12 protein-coding genes are annotated in these 15,520 nt (G+C 70.8%); 3 read left to right on the top strand and 9 right to left on the bottom strand.

Translation table 11 applies throughout. The annotated features are described in order from the left end of the window. Positions 1-3 precede the first annotated feature (3 nt). The 6 genes from AB0J12_RS00905 to AB0J12_RS00880 all read right to left on the bottom strand — a co-directional run bounded on the left by AB0J12_RS00905 (position 4) and on the right by AB0J12_RS00880 (position 8,080). Positions 4-516, bottom strand: a complete 513-nt coding sequence (locus AB0J12_RS00905; RefSeq protein ID WP_030948303.1) for a MaoC family dehydratase — start codon at positions 514-516, stop codon at positions 4-6. A gap of 2 nt (positions 517-518) precedes the next feature. Continuing rightward, positions 519-1,484 carry a CoA ester lyase gene (locus AB0J12_RS00900; protein WP_363261957.1) on the bottom strand — a complete coding sequence of 322 codons (966 nt, stop codon included), beginning with the start codon at positions 1,482-1,484 and terminating at the stop codon, positions 519-521. Continuing rightward, positions 1,481-3,529, bottom strand: a complete 2,049-nt coding sequence (locus tag AB0J12_RS00895) for a protein meaA (protein WP_363261956.1) — start codon at positions 3,527-3,529, stop codon at positions 1,481-1,483. The genes AB0J12_RS00900 and AB0J12_RS00895 overlap by 4 nt, the downstream gene beginning before the upstream one ends. A gap of 16 nt (positions 3,530-3,545) precedes the next feature. After that, positions 3,546-4,883, bottom strand: a complete 1,338-nt coding sequence (ccrA, locus tag AB0J12_RS00890; protein WP_363262269.1) for a crotonyl-CoA carboxylase/reductase — start codon at positions 4,881-4,883, stop codon at positions 3,546-3,548. A 433-nt stretch (positions 4,884-5,316) separates the two neighbouring features. Continuing rightward, positions 5,317-6,129 (bottom strand): TetR family transcriptional regulator, encoded by an 813-nt coding sequence (locus tag AB0J12_RS00885; protein WP_363261955.1) that lies wholly within the window; start codon positions 6,127-6,129, stop codon positions 5,317-5,319. 145 nt (positions 6,130-6,274) lie between these two features. Next, the gene (locus tag AB0J12_RS00880; RefSeq protein WP_363261954.1) at positions 6,275-8,080 is read right to left on the bottom strand and encodes a 3-hydroxybutyryl-CoA dehydrogenase; all 1,806 of its coding nucleotides are present in this window, start codon (positions 8,078-8,080) and stop codon (positions 6,275-6,277) included. 403 nt (positions 8,081-8,483) lie between these two features. Here AB0J12_RS00880 and AB0J12_RS00875 point away from each other — a divergent pair, with 403 nt between their 5' ends. Continuing rightward, the gene (locus tag AB0J12_RS00875; protein WP_363261953.1) at positions 8,484-9,059 is read left to right on the top strand and encodes an adenylosuccinate lyase; all 576 of its coding nucleotides are present in this window, start codon (positions 8,484-8,486) and stop codon (positions 9,057-9,059) included. A gap of 7 nt (positions 9,060-9,066) precedes the next feature. On the opposite strand, the gene AB0J12_RS00870 is transcribed toward AB0J12_RS00875, so the two are convergent. The 3 genes from AB0J12_RS00870 to AB0J12_RS00860 all read right to left on the bottom strand — a co-directional run bounded on the left by AB0J12_RS00870 (position 9,067) and on the right by AB0J12_RS00860 (position 12,274). Continuing rightward, positions 9,067-9,465, bottom strand: a complete 399-nt coding sequence (locus AB0J12_RS00870) for a RidA family protein (RefSeq protein WP_363261952.1) — start codon at positions 9,463-9,465, stop codon at positions 9,067-9,069. A 61-nt stretch (positions 9,466-9,526) separates the two neighbouring features. Further along, complete coding sequence (locus tag AB0J12_RS00865; protein WP_363261951.1) at positions 9,527-11,095, bottom strand: alpha/beta hydrolase; 1,569 nt, start codon at positions 11,093-11,095, stop codon at positions 9,527-9,529. A gap of 135 nt (positions 11,096-11,230) precedes the next feature. Beyond that, positions 11,231-12,274 carry an Rv2578c family radical SAM protein gene (locus AB0J12_RS00860; RefSeq protein ID WP_363261950.1) on the bottom strand — a complete coding sequence of 348 codons (1,044 nt, stop codon included), beginning with the start codon at positions 12,272-12,274 and terminating at the stop codon, positions 11,231-11,233. Positions 12,275-12,475: 201 nt separating this feature from the next. Between AB0J12_RS00860 and AB0J12_RS00855 the strand changes: the two genes are divergently transcribed. Together AB0J12_RS00855 and AB0J12_RS00850 are read left to right on the top strand one after the other, a co-directional pair. Then, a complete protein-coding gene (locus tag AB0J12_RS00855) occupies positions 12,476-12,919 on the top strand; it encodes an SRPBCC family protein (protein WP_363261949.1) in 444 nt (147 codons plus the stop codon). Positions 12,920-13,097: 178 nt separating this feature from the next. Beyond that, a complete protein-coding gene (locus AB0J12_RS00850) occupies positions 13,098-15,512 on the top strand; it encodes an MFS transporter (RefSeq protein ID WP_363261948.1) in 2,415 nt (804 codons plus the stop codon). The last annotated feature ends 8 nt before the right edge of the window (positions 15,513-15,520 follow it).

Genomic DNA, 15,520 nt, shown 5'->3' with positions numbered 1-15,520 from the left:
GGCTTACTTCTCCTGCTCCTTGAGCTCGGGGCGGCCGGGCTGCTCGCCGCCGCGCTCCTTGATGTACGTCTCGGTCGGCACCATGACCTTGCGGCGGAAGACGCACACCAGGGTGCCGTCCTGCTTGTAGCCCTTGGTCTCGACGTAGACGATGCCGCGGTCGTTCTTCGACTTCGACGGCCACTTGTCCAGCACGGTCGTCTGGCCGTAGATCGTGTCGCCGTGGAAGGTCGGCGCCACGTGCTTGAGCGACTCGATCTCCAGGTTGGCGATCGCCTTGCCGGAGATGTCCGGCACGCTCATGCCGAGCAGCAGGGAGTAGATGTAGTTCCCGACGACGACGTTCTTGCCGAAGTCCGTCGTCTTCTCCGCATAGTTGGTGTCCATGTGGAGCGGGTGGTGGTTCATGGTGAGGAGACAGAACAGGTGGTCGTCGTACTCCGTGACCGTCTTGCCCGGCCAGTGCTTGTACGTCGCCCCGACCTCGAACTCCTCGTAGGTGCGCCCGAACTGCATGCTCACGCCTCCGGAATCTCGAACTTGCTGGTGCGCTGCATGCCGGCGGCGCGCCCCTTGCCGGAGATCACGAGCGCCATCTTGCGGCTGGCCTCGTCGATCATCTCGTCGCCGAGCATCGCGGAGCCCTTCTTGCCGCCCGCCTCGGACGTGTAGTAGTCGTACGCGTCCAGGATCAGCTCGGCGTGGTCGTAGTCCTCCTGCGAGGGCGAGAAGATCTCGTTGGACGCCTCGACCTGGCCCGGGTGCAGCACCCACTTGCCGTCGAAACCGAGGGCGGCGGCGCGCTGGGCGACCTCGCGGTAGCCGTCGATGTTGCGGATCTGCAGGTAGGGGCCGTCGATCGCCTGGAGGTTGTTGGCGCGGGCGGCCATCAGGATCTTCATCAGGATGTAGTGGTAGGCGTCCGCCGGGTAGCCGGGCGGCTGCTCGCCCACGACGAGCGACTTCATGTTGATCGACGCCATGAAGTCGGCCGGGCCGAAGATGATCGTCTCGACGCGCGGGGAGGCCTGCGCGATCGCGTTGACGTTGTTCAGGCCCTGCGCGTTCTCGATCTGCGCCTCGATGCCGATCTTGCCGACCTCGAAGCCCATCGTCTTCTCGATCTGCGTCAGCAGCAGGTCGAGGGCGACGATCTGCTCGGCGCTCTGCACCTTCGGCAGCATGATGCAGTCGAGGTTCTGGCCGGCGCCCTCGACCACCGTCACGACGTCCCGGTAGGTCCACTCGGTCGTCCAGTCGTTGACGCGGACCACGCGCGTCTTGCCGGTCCAGTCACCCTCGTTGAGGAACTTGACGATGGTGTGCCGCGCCTCGGGCTTGGCGAGCGGCGCGCACGCGTCCTCCAGGTCGAGGAAGACCTGGTCGGCGGGGAGGCCCTGGGCCTTCTCCAGGAAGCGCGGGTTCGAGCCCGGCACCGCCAGGCAGGAACGCCGCGGGCGAAGGCGGTTGACAGGCGTGGTCATGCGGGGACCTCCAGGGGGTCGAGCTTGTTCGCTGTCCGGATCTCGTCGACGATGCGGCCGATGATCCCGGTGATGTCGAAGTCCTTCGGGGTGAAGACGGCGGCCACTCCGGCGGCCCTGAGCTGCGCGGCGTCCCCGCTGGGGATGATGCCACCTGCGATCACGGGTATATCTGTGGCACCGGCCACACGCAGCCGGTCCAGCACGTCCGGCACCAGCTGCGCGTGCGAGCCGGACAGGATGGACAGCCCCACCGCGTGCACGTCCTCGGCCAGGGCCGCGTCCACGATCTGCTCGGGCGTGAGCCGGATGCCCTGGTAGACCACCTCGAACCCGGCGTCACGGGCGCGCACCGCGATCTGCTCGGCGCCGTTGGAGTGCCCGTCCAGGCCCGGCTTGCCGACCAGGAAGCGGAGCTTGCCGACGCCGAGGTCCTTCGCTGTCAGGTCGACCTTGCGGCGCACCTCGGACATGGCCGAGCCCTCTTCGGCGGGGACCGCCACCGGCGCCGACGACACACCCGTCGGAGCCCGGAACTCGCCGAACACCTCGCGCAGCGCCCCGGCCCACTCGCCGGTCGTCACGCCGGCGCGGGCGCACTCCAGGGTGGCCTCCATGAGGTTGTCGCTGCCGCGCGCCGCCTCCTTCAGCTTCTCCAGCGCCTTGCACGGGCGCGGGTGGTTGAAGGGCGGCTGGTAGCGGGTGTCCCGCCAGTGCTGCAGCGAGGCGATGACCTGGGCCTCGACCGCCGGGTCGACCGTCTGGATCGCCGTGTCGAGATCGGCGGTGAGCGGGTTGGGCTCGGTCGACTCGAAGACGTTGACGCCGACGATCTTCTCCTGCCCGGACTCGATCCGGGCCCGGCGCTCGGCGTGCGAGGCGACCAGCTGCGACTTCAGGTAGCCGGACTCGACGGCGGCCATCGCGCCGCCCATCTCCTCGATCCGCTCGATCTCCGCGAGGGAGGCCTCGACCAGCTCGTCGACCTTCGCCTCGATCACCTTCGAGCCCTCGAAGATGTCGTCGTACTCCAGCAGGTCGCTCTCGTAGGCCAGGACCTGCTGGATGCGCAGGCTCCACTGCTGGTCCCAGGGCCGGGGCAGGCCGAGGGCCTCGTTCCAGGCGGGCAGCTGCACGGCACGCGCGCGTGCGTCCTTGGAGAGGGTGACGGCCAGCATCTCCAGCACGATCCGCTGGACGTTGTTCTCCGGCTGCGCCTCGGTCAGACCGAGCGAGTTGACCTGGACGCCGTAGCGGAAGCGGCGCTGCTTGGGGTTCTCGATGCCGTACCGCTCGCGGGTGATCTTGTCCCAGATGCGGCCGAAGGCGCGCATCTTGCACATCTCCTCGACGAAGCGGACGCCCGCGTTGACGAAGAAGGAGATCCGGGCGACCACATCGCCCATGCGCTCCTGCGGCACCTGGCCGGAGTCGCGCACGGCGTCGAGCACGGCGATCGCGGTGGACATCGCGTACGCGATCTCCTGCACCGGCGTGGCCCCGGCCTCCTGCAGGTGGTAGCTGCAGATGTTGATCGGGTTCCACTTCGGGATGTGGGAGACCGTGTACGCGATCATGTCCGTCGTCAGCCGGAGCGACGGACCCGGCGGGAAGACGTGCGTCCCGCGGGACAGGTACTCCTTGACGATGTCGTTCTGGGTCGTGCCCTGGAGCTTGGTGATGTCCGCGCCCTGCTCCTCGGCGACGACCTGGTAGAGCGCCAGCAGCCACATGGCGGTGGCGTTGATCGTCATCGAGGTGTTCATCTGCTCCAGGGGGATGTCCTGGAACAGCCGGCGCATGTCACCGAGGTGCGCGACGGGCACGCCCACCCGGCCGACCTCGCCGCGGGCGAGGATGTGGTCGGAGTCGTAGCCGGTCTGCGTCGGCAGGTCGAACGCCACCGACAGGCCCGTCTGGCCCTTGGCGAGGTTGCGCCGGTACAGCTCGTTGGACGCCTCGGCCGTGGAGTGACCGGCGTACGTGCGCATGAGCCACGGCCGGTCCTTCTCCCGCCTGCCTTCGGCGGGCTGACGCTCAGTCATCTGGGCCCTCGCTCCCTCAGACGTTCCGGAAGCGGTTGATGGCGTCGATGTGCTGCGCGCGCATCTCCTGGTCGCGCACGCCCAGGCCCTCCTCGGGCGCCAGGCACAGCACGCCGACCTTGCCCTGGTGCAGGTTGCGGTGCACGTCGTAGGCCGCCTGGCCGGTCTCCTCCAGGGAGTACGTCTTCGACAGCGTCGGGTGGATCTTGCCCTTGGCGATCAGACGGTTGGCCTCGTAGGCCTCGCGGTAGTTGGCGAAGTGCGAGCCGATGATGCGCTTCAGGGACATCCACAGGTAGCGGTTGTCGTACTCGTGCATGTAGCCCGAGGTCGAGGCGCAGGTGGTGATGGTGCCGCCCTTGCGGGTGACGTAGACCGAGGCGCCGAAGGTCTCGCGGCCGGGGTGCTCGAAGACGATGTCGATGTCCTCGCCCCCGGTGAGCTCACGGATGCGCTTGCCGAAGCGCTTCCACTCCTTGGGGTCCTGGGTGTGCTCGTCCTTCCAGAACTTGTAGCCCTCGGCGTTGCGGTCGATGATCGCCGTGGCGCCCATCTTCCGGCAGATCTCCGCCTTCTGCGGCGAGGAGACGACACAGATCGGGTTGGCGCCGCCGGCCAGCGCGAACTGGGTGGCGTAGGAGCCGAGGCCGCCGCTCGCGCCCCAGATCAGGACGTTGTCGCCCTGCTTCATCGCCGCGCCGTTGCGGGAGACCAGCTGCCGGTAGGCGGTGGAGTTGACCAGACCCGGGGCGGCGGCCTCCTCCCAGCTCAGGTGCTTGGGCTTGGGCATCAGCTGGTTGGACTTGACCAGCGCGATCTCGGCGAGGCCGCCGAAGTTGGTCTCGAAGCCCCAGATGCGCTGCTCGGGGTCGAGCATGGTGTCGTCGTGTCCGTCGGGGGACTCCAGCTCGACGCTCAGGCAGTGGGCGACGACCTCGTCGCCGGGCTGCCAGGCGTTGACGCCGGGGCCGGTGCGCAGGACGACGCCGGCCAGGTCGGAGCCGATGATGTGGTACGGCAGGTCGTGCCGCTTGGTCAGCGGGGACAGCTTGCCGTAGCGCTCCAGGAAGGCGAAGGTCGACACCGGCTCGAAGATCGAGGTCCACACCGAGTTGTAGTTGACCGAGGAGGCCATGACGGCCACCAGGGCCTCACCCGGGCCGAGTTCCGGCACCGGGACCTCGTCCAGGTGGATCGACTTGCGCGGGTCCTTGTCGCGGGTGTCCAGGCCCGCGAACATCTCCGTCTCGTCCTTGTGGACGGTGATCGCGCGGTACGACTCGGGGAGCGTCAGGTTGGCGAAGTCGGCCGAGGTGGTCTCGGGCGACTGGATCGCGGCCAGGATGTCCTTCACGGTCACGGTATTGCCTCCGGCGGTGAGCGCCCTGAGGGAGGGACGCTGAGGGGTACGTCGGTGCTGCTGAGGGTCGAGGGTGTGCCGTCGGTTCGGCGGGTGGTGCTGTTCGGCAGCGCTTTGTGGCGCGGGAGGGTGCCTGTGACGCAGGCGTCCGGGCGCGCAGGCCAGGGGCTTGCGGGGACAGCCGGCACATCGCGGTTTCGCTGTGCGCCGGCCGCCCGGAACACTCTCAACGTATGGCACAGCGTGTCAGGTGACAAGGCACTGAGTGCCAGAACTTGCTCTCAGATGAAATCTTTACGTAACAAATGAGCGATGATCGATCGAATGACCCTGGAAGGCGGGTGGAAAGCCGGTCGAAAACGGCTCCGGATACGCCAAAACGGCCACCCGGAACGGGTGGCCGTTGTCACAGCGGCGGAGCGGGCGGTCAGCGCTCCTTCAGGGCCTGCTCGATGGTCCGCATGACCTCCTCCAGGGGCGCGTCGGTGCGGGCGACCGTCACCAGCACCTCCCCCTGTGCGGACGTCGTCGCCGCGGTCGGGGGCGCGGGCGGCGCGGAACGCCCGGCCATGATCCCCGTACCGAACGTCTTGCGCACGATCGCGAAGGCGTGGTCGAGCTGCGCCTCCACGTCCCCCTGGGCGCCGGCCCGCAGCCAGCGCCGCAGGACGTGGTTGTGCGCGGTGACCACCGCCGAGGCGGCGACCTCGGCCAGCAGCGGGTCGTCGTTGGCGTCGTCGTCGTGCGCGTGCTCGTCGAAGTGCCCGAGCAGATAGCGGGTGAACAGGCGCTCGTAGCGGGCCACCGAGGCGATCTCCGCCTCGCGCAGGGTGGGCACCTCGCGCGTGAGCTTGTAGCGGGCCACGGAGATCTCCGGGCGGGCCGCGTACATCTTCATGACTTCCTTGATGCCGCGGCACACCGTGTCCAGCGGGTGCTCGTGCGCCGGGGCCGCGTTGAGCACCGCCTCGGCGCGGACCAGGGTGTCGTCGTGGTCCGGGAAGATCGCCTCTTCCTTGGAGCGGAAGTGGCGGAAAAAGGTGCGGCGGGCGACGCCTGCCGCGGCGGCGATCTCGTCGACGGTGGTCGCCTCGTACCCCTTCGTCGCGAAGAGCTCCATCGCGGCGGCCGCCAGTTCTCGGCGCATTTTCAGCCGCTGGGCAGCCGCGCGGGAGCCCGCGGCGGTTTCCGGCGCGTCGGGCGTGGCGGAGGTACGTGAGGACTTGGCGGGCTGGGACATGACCCGAACGTACTGCATGGGCGCAGCTCTCTGTGCAGGTCCGGGGCTTCCCCCGCCCTCGAAGGGCGGGGGAGGGGCGGCCGGATCGAGCAGCCCGCCCCAGTCCGCACGGTCCCGGTCCACCCCGGACCAGTCGCCGGAATGCTCAGCGGCGGGCATATTCGCGGAAGCCGCGGCCCGTCTTGCGGCCGAGGCAGCCCGCGGCCACCAGGTGCTCCAGGAGCGGCGCGGGCGCGAGACCGGGGTCGCGGAACTCGCGGTGCAGGACCTTCTCGATGGCCAGCGAGACGTCCAGGCCGACCACGTCCAGCAGCTCGAAGGGGCCCATCGGGTAGCCGCCGCCCAGCTTCATCGCGGCGTCGATGTCGTCGAGCGAGGCGTAGTGCTCCTGGACCATCTTGATCGCGTTGTTCAGGTACGGGAAGAGCAGCGCGTTGACGATGAACCCGGCACGGTCGCCGCAGTCCACGGCGTGCTTCCTGATCTTGCCGCAGACCTCGCGGACGGTGGCGTGCACGTCGTCGGCGGTGAGCACCGTACGGACCACCTCGACCAGCTTCATCGCCGGCGCGGGGTTGAAGAAATGCATGCCGATCACGTCCTGCGGGCGCGAGGTGGCACGGGCGCAGGCGACGACCGGCAGCGAGGACGTCGTCGTGGCCAGGACCGCGCCCGGCTTGCAGACCTTGTCCAGGGCCGCGAACAGCTGCCGCTTGACCTCCAGGTCCTCGGCGACGGCCTCGACCGCCAGGTCGACGTCGGCGAACGCGTCGTAGGAGCCCGCCGGGGTGATCCGCTCCAGGGTCTGAGACGCGGCCTCGGCGGTCATCCGGCCCTTGTCGACCGAGCGCGCCAGCGACTTGCCGATACGGGCCTTCGCCGTCTGCGCCTTCTCCTCGCTGCGGGCGGCGAGCACGACCTCGTAACCGGCCTTGGCGAAGACCTCGGCGATGCCGGAGGCCATGGTGCCGGAGCCCGCGACGCCGACCGAGCGCACCGGGCGGCCGGGGGTGAGACTGCTGCCCTCCAGCGGGGTCAAGGCGTCCCGCACCACGGTGGCGCTGCCGGGGGCCTCGTAGGTGTAGAAGCCGCGGCCCGTCTTGCGGCCGGTCAGTCCCGCCTCGCTGAGCTGCTTCAGGATCGGCGCCGGGGCGTGCAGCCGGTCCCGGGAGGCGGCGTACATGGCCTCCAGGACCGTCCGCGCGGTGTCGATGCCGATCAGGTCGAGCAGCGCGAGCGGACCCATCGGCAGGCCGCAGCCGAGCCGCATCGCCGCGTCGATGTCCTCCCGGGAGGCGTACTTCGCCTCGTACATCGCGGCCGCCTGGTTGAGGTAGCCGAACAGCAGCCCGTCCGCCACGAACCCGGGGCGGTCGCCGACCGCGACGGGCTCCTTGCCCAGCTCGATCGCCAGGTCGGTGACCGCGGCGACGGCCTGCGGCGCGGTCAGCACACAGGAGACGACCTCGACCAGCTTCATGGCCGGCGCCGGGTTGAAGAAGTGCAGGCCCAGCACCCGCTCCGGGCGGGCCGAGTCGGCGGCCAGCCGGGTCACGGACAGGGCGTTGGTGCCGGTCGCGAGGATGGTCTCGGGACGCACGATCCCGTCCAGCTCGCGGAAGATCTGCTGCTTGATCTCGTACGACTCCGGCACCACCTCGATGACGAGGTCGGCGTCGGCCGCCGCGGACAGCTCGGTGGCGGTGCTGAAGCGGGCGAGAGCGTCGGCGCGCTCCTGCTCGGTCAGCCGGCCGCGCTCGACCGCGCGGGCGGTGGACGTCTCCAGGGCGGCGACGCAACTCGCCGCCTGCGCCTCGCTGATGTCGATGCCGGTCACCTCGCGGCCGGCGCGGACCAGGACCTCGGTGATACCGGTGCCCATGGTGCCGAGACCGACGACGGCGATCTTCTGCAGGGCGGAGGGAGAGCTGGGGGACAGGGGAGTGGCCATCGCGGGACTCCAGGAATGAGGGTGACGACGAGGGGAGCGCCCGGGTGCGCCGCGGGGGCGCACCGGGTGCGTGCAGGAGTGCGGGTGTGATGTCCGGGCTGCTGAGCGCACACGCCCGGTGCCGTCGCCGGTACCCCGCTCGGGCGGACCCGAGAGCGGGGCGGGCGTGCACACGCCCGTGGAACGGCGAAGAACCGACCGGCCCTGTCCCGAGGCCGGGTCGCACTGCGGTACATGAAGTACCGAACCGACTGCTCCCGTGGGGCTGCGTCACCAAACCGCCACGGGGAATGCGAGTGGGTAACTCGCTCGCTTGAGCTTAACCGGCGGGTAACGAGCACGCCAGCCCTCGGTCTTTGTGATGTACGTCCCTCGACGCCCCGGGCGCCCTACCCTCTCAGGCATGGACGAAGAGTTGCGAGCGCTCACGGAGCGCTTACGGCGGGAGTCGGGAGGCGGCCCGGACTTCGAGCGGCTGCTCACCGCGGACGACTCCGATGTGCTGGCCCGGGTACTGACCGCCCCGGCACAGCCGCTGTGGGCCCGCGAGCTGGCCGCCTTCCGGCTGGGCCGGGCCGGCGACCGGCGCGCCTTCGAGGCCCTCGTCCTGCTGCTCAACCACCGCGACCCCGAGCGCTGCGCGTCCGCCGCACACGCCCTGGCCCGCCTCGGTGACCCGCGCACCGCCCGCGCGGCCGCCGCCCTCGCCACCAACGAACTGCGCGTGGCCTACGCCCTGCACCCCGTCCGCCTGCTGGCGGCCCTGGACGCGCCGGAGTCCGTGCCGGCCCTGATCACCACGCTGCGCCGCCGCCTGAGCCCGCACGACCCCTACCGCAGGGTGGCCCTCGCCTGCGTGGAAGGGCTCGGCACCCTGGCCGACGCCCGCGCCCGGGAGGTCCTCACCGAGGCCCTGGCCCACCCGGCCCTCGCCGAAGCGGCGGTCCACGCGCTGGCCCGCATCCCCACGCAGCGGTGAGCGCAGATCAGGCCGGAGTGATCGCCAGCGCCTCGACCTCCATCAGGAACTCCGGGCGCACCAGCGCCGCCACCTGGACGGCCGTGGACGCCGGGAGACGGTCGTCCGGTATGTGTGCGGCACGGGCCGCGCGGATCGCCGGCATATGGGCCATGTCCGTGACGAAGTAGGTCAGTTTGACGACGTCGTCGAAGGTGGCCCCGGCCGCGTCCAGGCAGCGGCGGAGGTTGTCGAAGACCTGGCGGGCCTGCGCGGCCGGATCGCCCTCGCCGACCACGCTGCCGTCCTCGGCCAGCGCCAGCTGCCCCGAGACGGCGACCAGGCGGCCGGTGCCGATCACGACATGGCTGTACTGCGCCGCGGGCGCGACTCCGCCGGGGGCGGTGATTCTCGTCAGCTCACTCATGCGTCCATCGTGGAGCACGGGTCTGACAACCACCGTCCCCGACGGGACGTCAAAGGCCCGCTCAGCTGCGGAAGCCGAGCAGCCCGTGCAGCGCCGAGCCCCGCGAGCCGCTGGACGCCTCCTTGGTGCCGAGCGGCTTCGGGTCGGGCAGCGTCGCGCACACCGCGTCCACGCCCCCGCCGCCGCGCGGCACCGTGCCGTCGGCCAGATACGCCGACAGATACCGGTCCAGGCACCCGTTGCCGCTGAGCGTGATGCCGTGGTTGCCGCCGCCCTGCTCCACCACCAGGCTGGAGCGGCGCAGCAAGCGGTGCACGGTCGCGCCGCCCCGGTACGGGGTCGCCGCGTCGTTCGTCGCCTGGAACAGCAGTGCCGGGGGCAGCCGGTCGTTGGCCACACGCACCGGCTGCTGCGCGGACGTCGGCCAGAACGCGCACGGCGCGTTGTACCAGGCGTTGTTCCATGTCATGAACGGCGCCTTCTCGTACACCGCCCAGTTGTCCTTGCGCCACTGCCGCCAGTCGCGCGGCCAGGAGGCGTCCCGGCACTGCACGGCGGTGTAGACGCTGTAGCCGTTGTCACCGGAGGCGCCCACCGCGCCGAAGTTGTCGTACGCCTCGACCAGCGGCGCCGTGTCCTTCTTGGCGACGTAAGCGGAGAAGGCCTCGGCGAGGTAGGGCCAGTAGCCGTTGTAGTAGCCGCCGGGGATGTAGGTGTCCTCCAACTCTGAGGCACCCACCTTCCCCTCGGCCGGCTTCCCGGCGAGGGCCGCCCGCATCGCGTACCACTTCGCCTCCACCTTCTCCGGGTCGGTGCCCAGGTGGTAGGTGGCGTCGTACTTGGCGATCCAGGACATCAGCGCCCGGTGGCGGTCGTTGAAGGCGTAGTCCTGCGTGAGGTTGTCGTCGTACCACACACCGGCGGGGTCGACGATCGAGTCCAGCACCAGACGGCGCACCCGCTCGGGGAACAGCCGGGCGTAGACGGCGCCCAGGTAGGTGCCGTAGGAGTAACCGAAGTAATTGAGCTTCGGCGCGCCGACCGCCGCGCGGATGGCGTCCATGTCCCGCACGGCACTGACCGTGTCCATGTAGGGCAGCAGGTCCGCGTACGTCCTGCCGCAGGCCGCGGCGAAGGAGGCGGCCCGGCGCAGATCGGCCTGCTCCAGGGCGCCGGTCGCCGGCACCGAGTCGGGGCGCACCGGCTTGAAGTGACCGGGCTCGCAGTCCAGGGCGGGGCGGGACTTGCCGACGCCGCGCGGGTCGAAGCCGATGACGTCGTACTGCGCTGCCACCGCCTTGGGCAGCGAGGAGGCGACGAACCCGGCGAGGGTGAGCCCGCTGCCGCCGGGACCGCCGGGGTTGACCAGCAGCGGGCCCTGGTACGCCGGGGCGGTGTGCGGGACACGGGACAGCGCGAGGGTGATCTGCCGCCCGTCCGGGTTCGAGTGGTCCAGCGGCACCGTCAGCGACGCGCACTGGAGCGTCGGATAGTCGGTGGTGCCGCACTTCTTCCAGGTGACGTGGGCGGTGGGTGCGCCGTGCGCGGCTCCGGCCTGCGCGGGTGCGGCCGTGAGGGCTCCGGCCAGTACGGCGGCGGCGCCGCACAGCGCGGCTGCGCGTTTGCTCATGGGGGTCCTCCCAGGACGGAGGGTGGTGGCCGCGAGATTCACGGTCCACGCCGCATCGTCCCGGCAAGGGACCCCCGGGGAACGTGTTCCGGCGATACTTGACCCAATTGGGCCGCCGGATGCCCTCGAACGCTCTCAGATCAGCGACAGTTGGGTCGGCTCGGACTCCGGGGTGCCGGTCGCCTGCGCAGGGCGGACCCGGCGGGGCAGGCCCGGGCCGGCCGGACCGATCCCGTACTCCTGGGCCAGCTCGTGCACCTGACGGGTGATCCGGCGCTGGTACCACTTCGGCGCGTAGGCGCCCGCGGCGTACAGCCGCTCGTAGCGCGGCACCAGATACGCGTGGTGCTGCCGCAGCCAGGTCATGAACCACTCCCGCGCCCCGGGCCGCAGGTGCAGCGTCAGCGGGGTGACCGAGGTCGCGCCGGCCTCCGCGATGGCCCGCACGGTCGCCCGCAGCTGCTCGGGCCGGTCGCCGAGGAAGGGGATCACCGGCGCCATCAGCACCCCGCACCCGATGCCGTGTCCGGCCAGGGTGCGTACGACCTCCAGGCGCCGCTGCGGGGCGGGGGTGCCCGGCTCCACCGTGCGCCACAGCTCGCCGTCGACGAAGCCGACCGAGACGGAGATGCCGACGTCGGTCACCTCGGCCGCCTGCTTCAGCAGCTCCAGGTCGCGCAGGATCAGCGTGCCCTTGGTCAGGATGGAGAAGGGGTTCGCGCGGTCGCGCAGGGCGCCGATGATGCCCGGCATCAGCCGGTAGCGGCCCTCGGCGCGCTGGTAGCAGTCGACGTTCGTGCCCATCGCGATGTGCTCGCCCTGCCAGCGCGGTGAGGCCAGCTGGTGACGCAGCAGCTCCGGAGCGTTCACCTTGACCACGATCTGGGTGTCGAAGCCGATGCCGGTGTCCAGGTCCAGATAGCTGTGCGTCTTCCTGGCGAAGCAGTACACGCACGCGTGCGAGCAGCCCCGGTAGGGGTTCACCGTCCACTCGAACGGCATGCGCGAGGCGCCGGGCACCCGGTTGATGATCGAGCGGGCCCGGATCTCGTGGAAGGTGATTCCGCGGAACTCGGGCGACTCGATCGTCCGGCGGACCACCGCGTCCGCGCCGAACAGCGCGGCGTCCTCGGCCCGGCCGTGCTCGCCGGAGTCCACGGTGAGGTTCTCCCAGCGCATGACGCCTCCTCGGTAGCTCTGGCGAAGACCCGGTGCCTCCGGCGACAGAATAGAACATCTGTTCCCTTGATCGTGCGAGCGTCATCTCCGGTCATCCGAAGACCCCCGATCGATCACTTCCGGCACCCCGATTTGGGTGGCCGTGCGGAGGGGTGGTTGGCTTGCCCCAAGCCCGAGAACACGAGGTCCTGGAGGGATCCGATGGCGCAGGTCGAGGCCACTACCGAGCGGGTCGTCGCGGCGGACCCGGAGAAGGTGTTCGACACCCTCGCCGACTACAGCGGCGCGCGCGAGAAACTGCTGCCCGAGCACTTCAGCGAGTACGAGGTGCGCGAGGGCGGCGACGGCGAGGGCACCCTCGTCCACTGGAAGCTCCAGGCCACCAGCAAGCGCGTCCGCGACTGCCTGCTGGAGGTCACCGAGCCCACCGACGGACAGCTGGTGGAGAAGGACCGCAACTCCTCCATGGTCACCACCTGGACCGTCACCCCGGCCGGAGAGGGGAGGTCCCGGGTGCAGGTGACCACCACCTGGAAGGGCGCCGGCGGCATCGGCGGCTTCTTCGAGAAGACCTTCGCGCCCAAGGGGCTCGCCCGGATCTACGACGCGATGCTCGCCAAGCTCGCCGCCGAGGCCGAGAAGTGACCGGTCGCCGGTGAGGTCCGGAATCTGACAAGTCCACGCCCCTCGAAGGGCCTTGACTCCGTCACCGGTTCGAGTGGATCTCCGTTCGACGCGCCGATTCGCCGTAACTCGTCTCGCCTGCCCGTAGTTGTCGCCTTACGCGGGAATTGTGTGGCAGGCGCGACGAGGGGAGCGGCACGTGGGCGGGATCACCCTGACGCAGGAGGAGCTGCGGGAACCGCCGGTCGCGGCGCCGCCCGCCCCTCCCGCGCCCGAGCCCGGCGATCCGGCCGGGCTCACCCCCCGCCAGGTGCGCCTGGTCTTCCTCGGGCTGATGCTCGCGCTGCTGCTCGCCGCGCTGGAGCAGATGATCGTCGCCACGGCCCTGCCGAAGATCGTCGGCGAGCTGCACGGCCTGGAGCGGATGTCCTGGGCGATCACCGCCTACCTGCTCACCTCCACCGTCGGACTGCCCGTCTACGGCAAACTCGGCGACCTGCTCGGCCGCAAGAGTGTCTTCCAGTTCGCGATCGTCGTCTTCGTCATCGGCTCCGCGCTCGCCGGACGGGCGCAGAGCATGGATCAGCTGATCGCCTTCCGGGCCGTGCAGGGCGTCGGCGCGGGCGGCCTGATGATCGGCGTCCAGGCGATCATCGCGGACATCGTGCCGCCCCGGCAGCGCGGCCGGTTCATGGGCCTGATCGGCGCCGCCTTCGGCCTCGCCTCCGTCGCCGGACCGCTGCTCGGCGGCTACTTCACCGACCACCTCTCCTGGCGCTGGTGCTTCTACATCAACGTCCCCTTCGGCCTGCTCACCCTCGCCGTCGTGACCGTCGTGCTGAAACTGCCCAAGCCCACCGCCCGGCCCCGCTTCGACGTCCTCGGCACCCTGCTGCTCGCCGCAGCCTCCACCTGCCTGGTGCTGCTGACCAGTTGGGGCGGCACCGAATACGCCTGGGGCTCGCGCGTCATCGCCGGGCTCGGCGCAGGCGCGGTCGTCGCCGCCGCGCTGTTCCTGCTCACCGAGCACCGCGCGGCCGAACCCCTCATCCCGCTGCGGCTGTTCCGCGACTCCGTCTTCAACGTCTCCGCGCTCGTCGGCCTGGTGATCGGCGTCGCCCTCTTCGGCGCCGCCAGCTATCTGCCGACCTTCCTGCAGATGGTCGACGGGGCCTCCGCCACCGAGTCCGGACTGCTGATGCTGCCCATGATGGGCGGCATCGTCGTCGCCTCCGTCGTCTCCGGCCAGCTCATCAGCCACACCGGCCGCTACAAGCTCTACCCGGTGCTCGGCGGTGCCGTCTCCGCGCTCGGCATGTGGCTGCTGTCCCGGCTCGAAGCGGACACCCCGCGGCTGCACTACAGCATCTGGATGGCCGTGCTCGGCACCGGCATCGGCCTGGTCATGCCCGTCCTGGTGCTCGCCGTGCAGAACTCGGTGCGCCCCGCCGACCTCGGCACCGCCACCAGCGCCAACAACTACTTCCGGCAGATCGGCGGCAGCGTGGGCGCCGCGATCTTCGGCACCCTCTTCGCCGACCGGCTCACCGACGCCCTCGCCGACCGCCTCCCGGCACGCGCGGGTGCCGCGCTGCCCGACGCCGAGTCCATCACCCCGCAGCTCGTCCACCGGCTGCCGCCCGCCCTGCGCGACGCCTACATCCAGGCGTACGCCGACGCCATGCCGCGCATCTTCCTCTACCTGGTGCCGGTGCTCGTCCTCGGCCTCCTCATCGCCTTCTTCCTCAAGGAGACCCCCCTGTTGACCACTGCAGAGTCCCACAACGCTCCCGCCCCCGAGACGGAGACCGGGCCCGTGCACGCCGCCGTCCCGCAGGCCCGCGCCCCCCACGCCGCCGGCATCCCCGTCTGCGGCACGGTGCAGCACCCCGACGGCACCGTCGTACCGCGCGCGGCGCTCACCCTCATCGACGTCGCCGGGCAGCAGATCGGCCGGGGCGCCAGCGGCGAGGACGGGCGGTACGCGCTGGCCACGCCCGGCTCCGGCGCGTACGTCCTGATCGCCGCCGCGGGCGGGCACCAGCCGCAGGCCGTCTCCGTGACCGTCGGCGAGCGGCCCGTCGAGCTGGACGTCGTCCTCGGCGGCGCCGGACGCCTCGCGGGCAGCGTCCTCACCGCCGACGGCACCCCCGTGCGGGACGCCACCGTCACCCTCACCAATGTGCACGGCGAGGTCGTCGCCACCACCCGCAGCGGACGCGAGGGCGGCTACGTCATCACCGAACTCGTCGCCGGCGAGTACACCCTCGCCGCCAGCGCCCCCGCGTTCCGCCCCGCCGCCCTCCCGGTCACCGTGCAGGCCTCCCGCGAGACCCGGCAGGACGTCGAACTCGCGGGCGGCGCCGTGCTGCGCGGCACCGTGCGGGCGAGCGGCGGCCGGCCGGTGGAGGACGCGCGCGTGACGCTGCTCGACGCGGCCGGCAACGTCGTCGACACCCTCACCACCGGTGGGGACGGCACGTTCCGCTTCGTCGACCTGTCGTCCGGCGAGTACACCGTCATCGCCGCCGGCTACCCGCCCGTCGCCACCGTCCTGCAGGTGGCCGGCGGTGGCCGCACCGAACGGGACCTGCAACTCGGCCACGAGGACTGAGCCGCCGG

It is taken from the genome of Streptomyces sp. NPDC049915 (assembly GCF_040656475.1).
Classification (GTDB): domain Bacteria; phylum Actinomycetota; class Actinomycetes; order Streptomycetales; family Streptomycetaceae; genus Streptomyces.
This window is presented reverse-complemented; position numbering and strand designations above follow the sequence as displayed.

What these genes read in the sequence shown, in the direction of transcription:
- AB0J12_RS00905 (WP_030948303.1), bottom strand. Translation starts at nt 516, where the DNA reads ATGCAGTTCGGGCGCACCTACGAGGAGTTCGAGGTCGGGGCGACGTAC.
- AB0J12_RS00900 (WP_363261957.1), bottom strand. Translation starts at nt 1,484, where the DNA reads ATGACCACGCCTGTCAACCGCCTTCGCCCGCGGCGTTCCTGCCTGGCG.
- AB0J12_RS00895 (WP_363261956.1), bottom strand. Translation starts at nt 3,529, where the DNA reads ATGACTGAGCGTCAGCCCGCCGAAGGCAGGCGGGAGAAGGACCGGCCG.
- AB0J12_RS00885 (WP_363261955.1), bottom strand. Translation starts at nt 6,129, where the DNA reads ATGTCCCAGCCCGCCAAGTCCTCACGTACCTCCGCCACGCCCGACGCG.
- AB0J12_RS00880 (WP_363261954.1), bottom strand. Translation starts at nt 8,080, where the DNA reads ATGGCCACTCCCCTGTCCCCCAGCTCTCCCTCCGCCCTGCAGAAGATC.
- AB0J12_RS00875 (WP_363261953.1), top strand. Translation starts at nt 8,484, where the DNA reads ATGGACGAAGAGTTGCGAGCGCTCACGGAGCGCTTACGGCGGGAGTCG.
- AB0J12_RS00870 (WP_363261952.1), bottom strand. Translation starts at nt 9,465, where the DNA reads ATGAGTGAGCTGACGAGAATCACCGCCCCCGGCGGAGTCGCGCCCGCG.
- AB0J12_RS00865 (WP_363261951.1), bottom strand. Translation starts at nt 11,095, where the DNA reads ATGAGCAAACGCGCAGCCGCGCTGTGCGGCGCCGCCGCCGTACTGGCC.
- AB0J12_RS00860 (WP_363261950.1), bottom strand. Translation starts at nt 12,274, where the DNA reads ATGCGCTGGGAGAACCTCACCGTGGACTCCGGCGAGCACGGCCGGGCC.
- AB0J12_RS00855 (WP_363261949.1), top strand. Translation starts at nt 12,476, where the DNA reads ATGGCGCAGGTCGAGGCCACTACCGAGCGGGTCGTCGCGGCGGACCCG.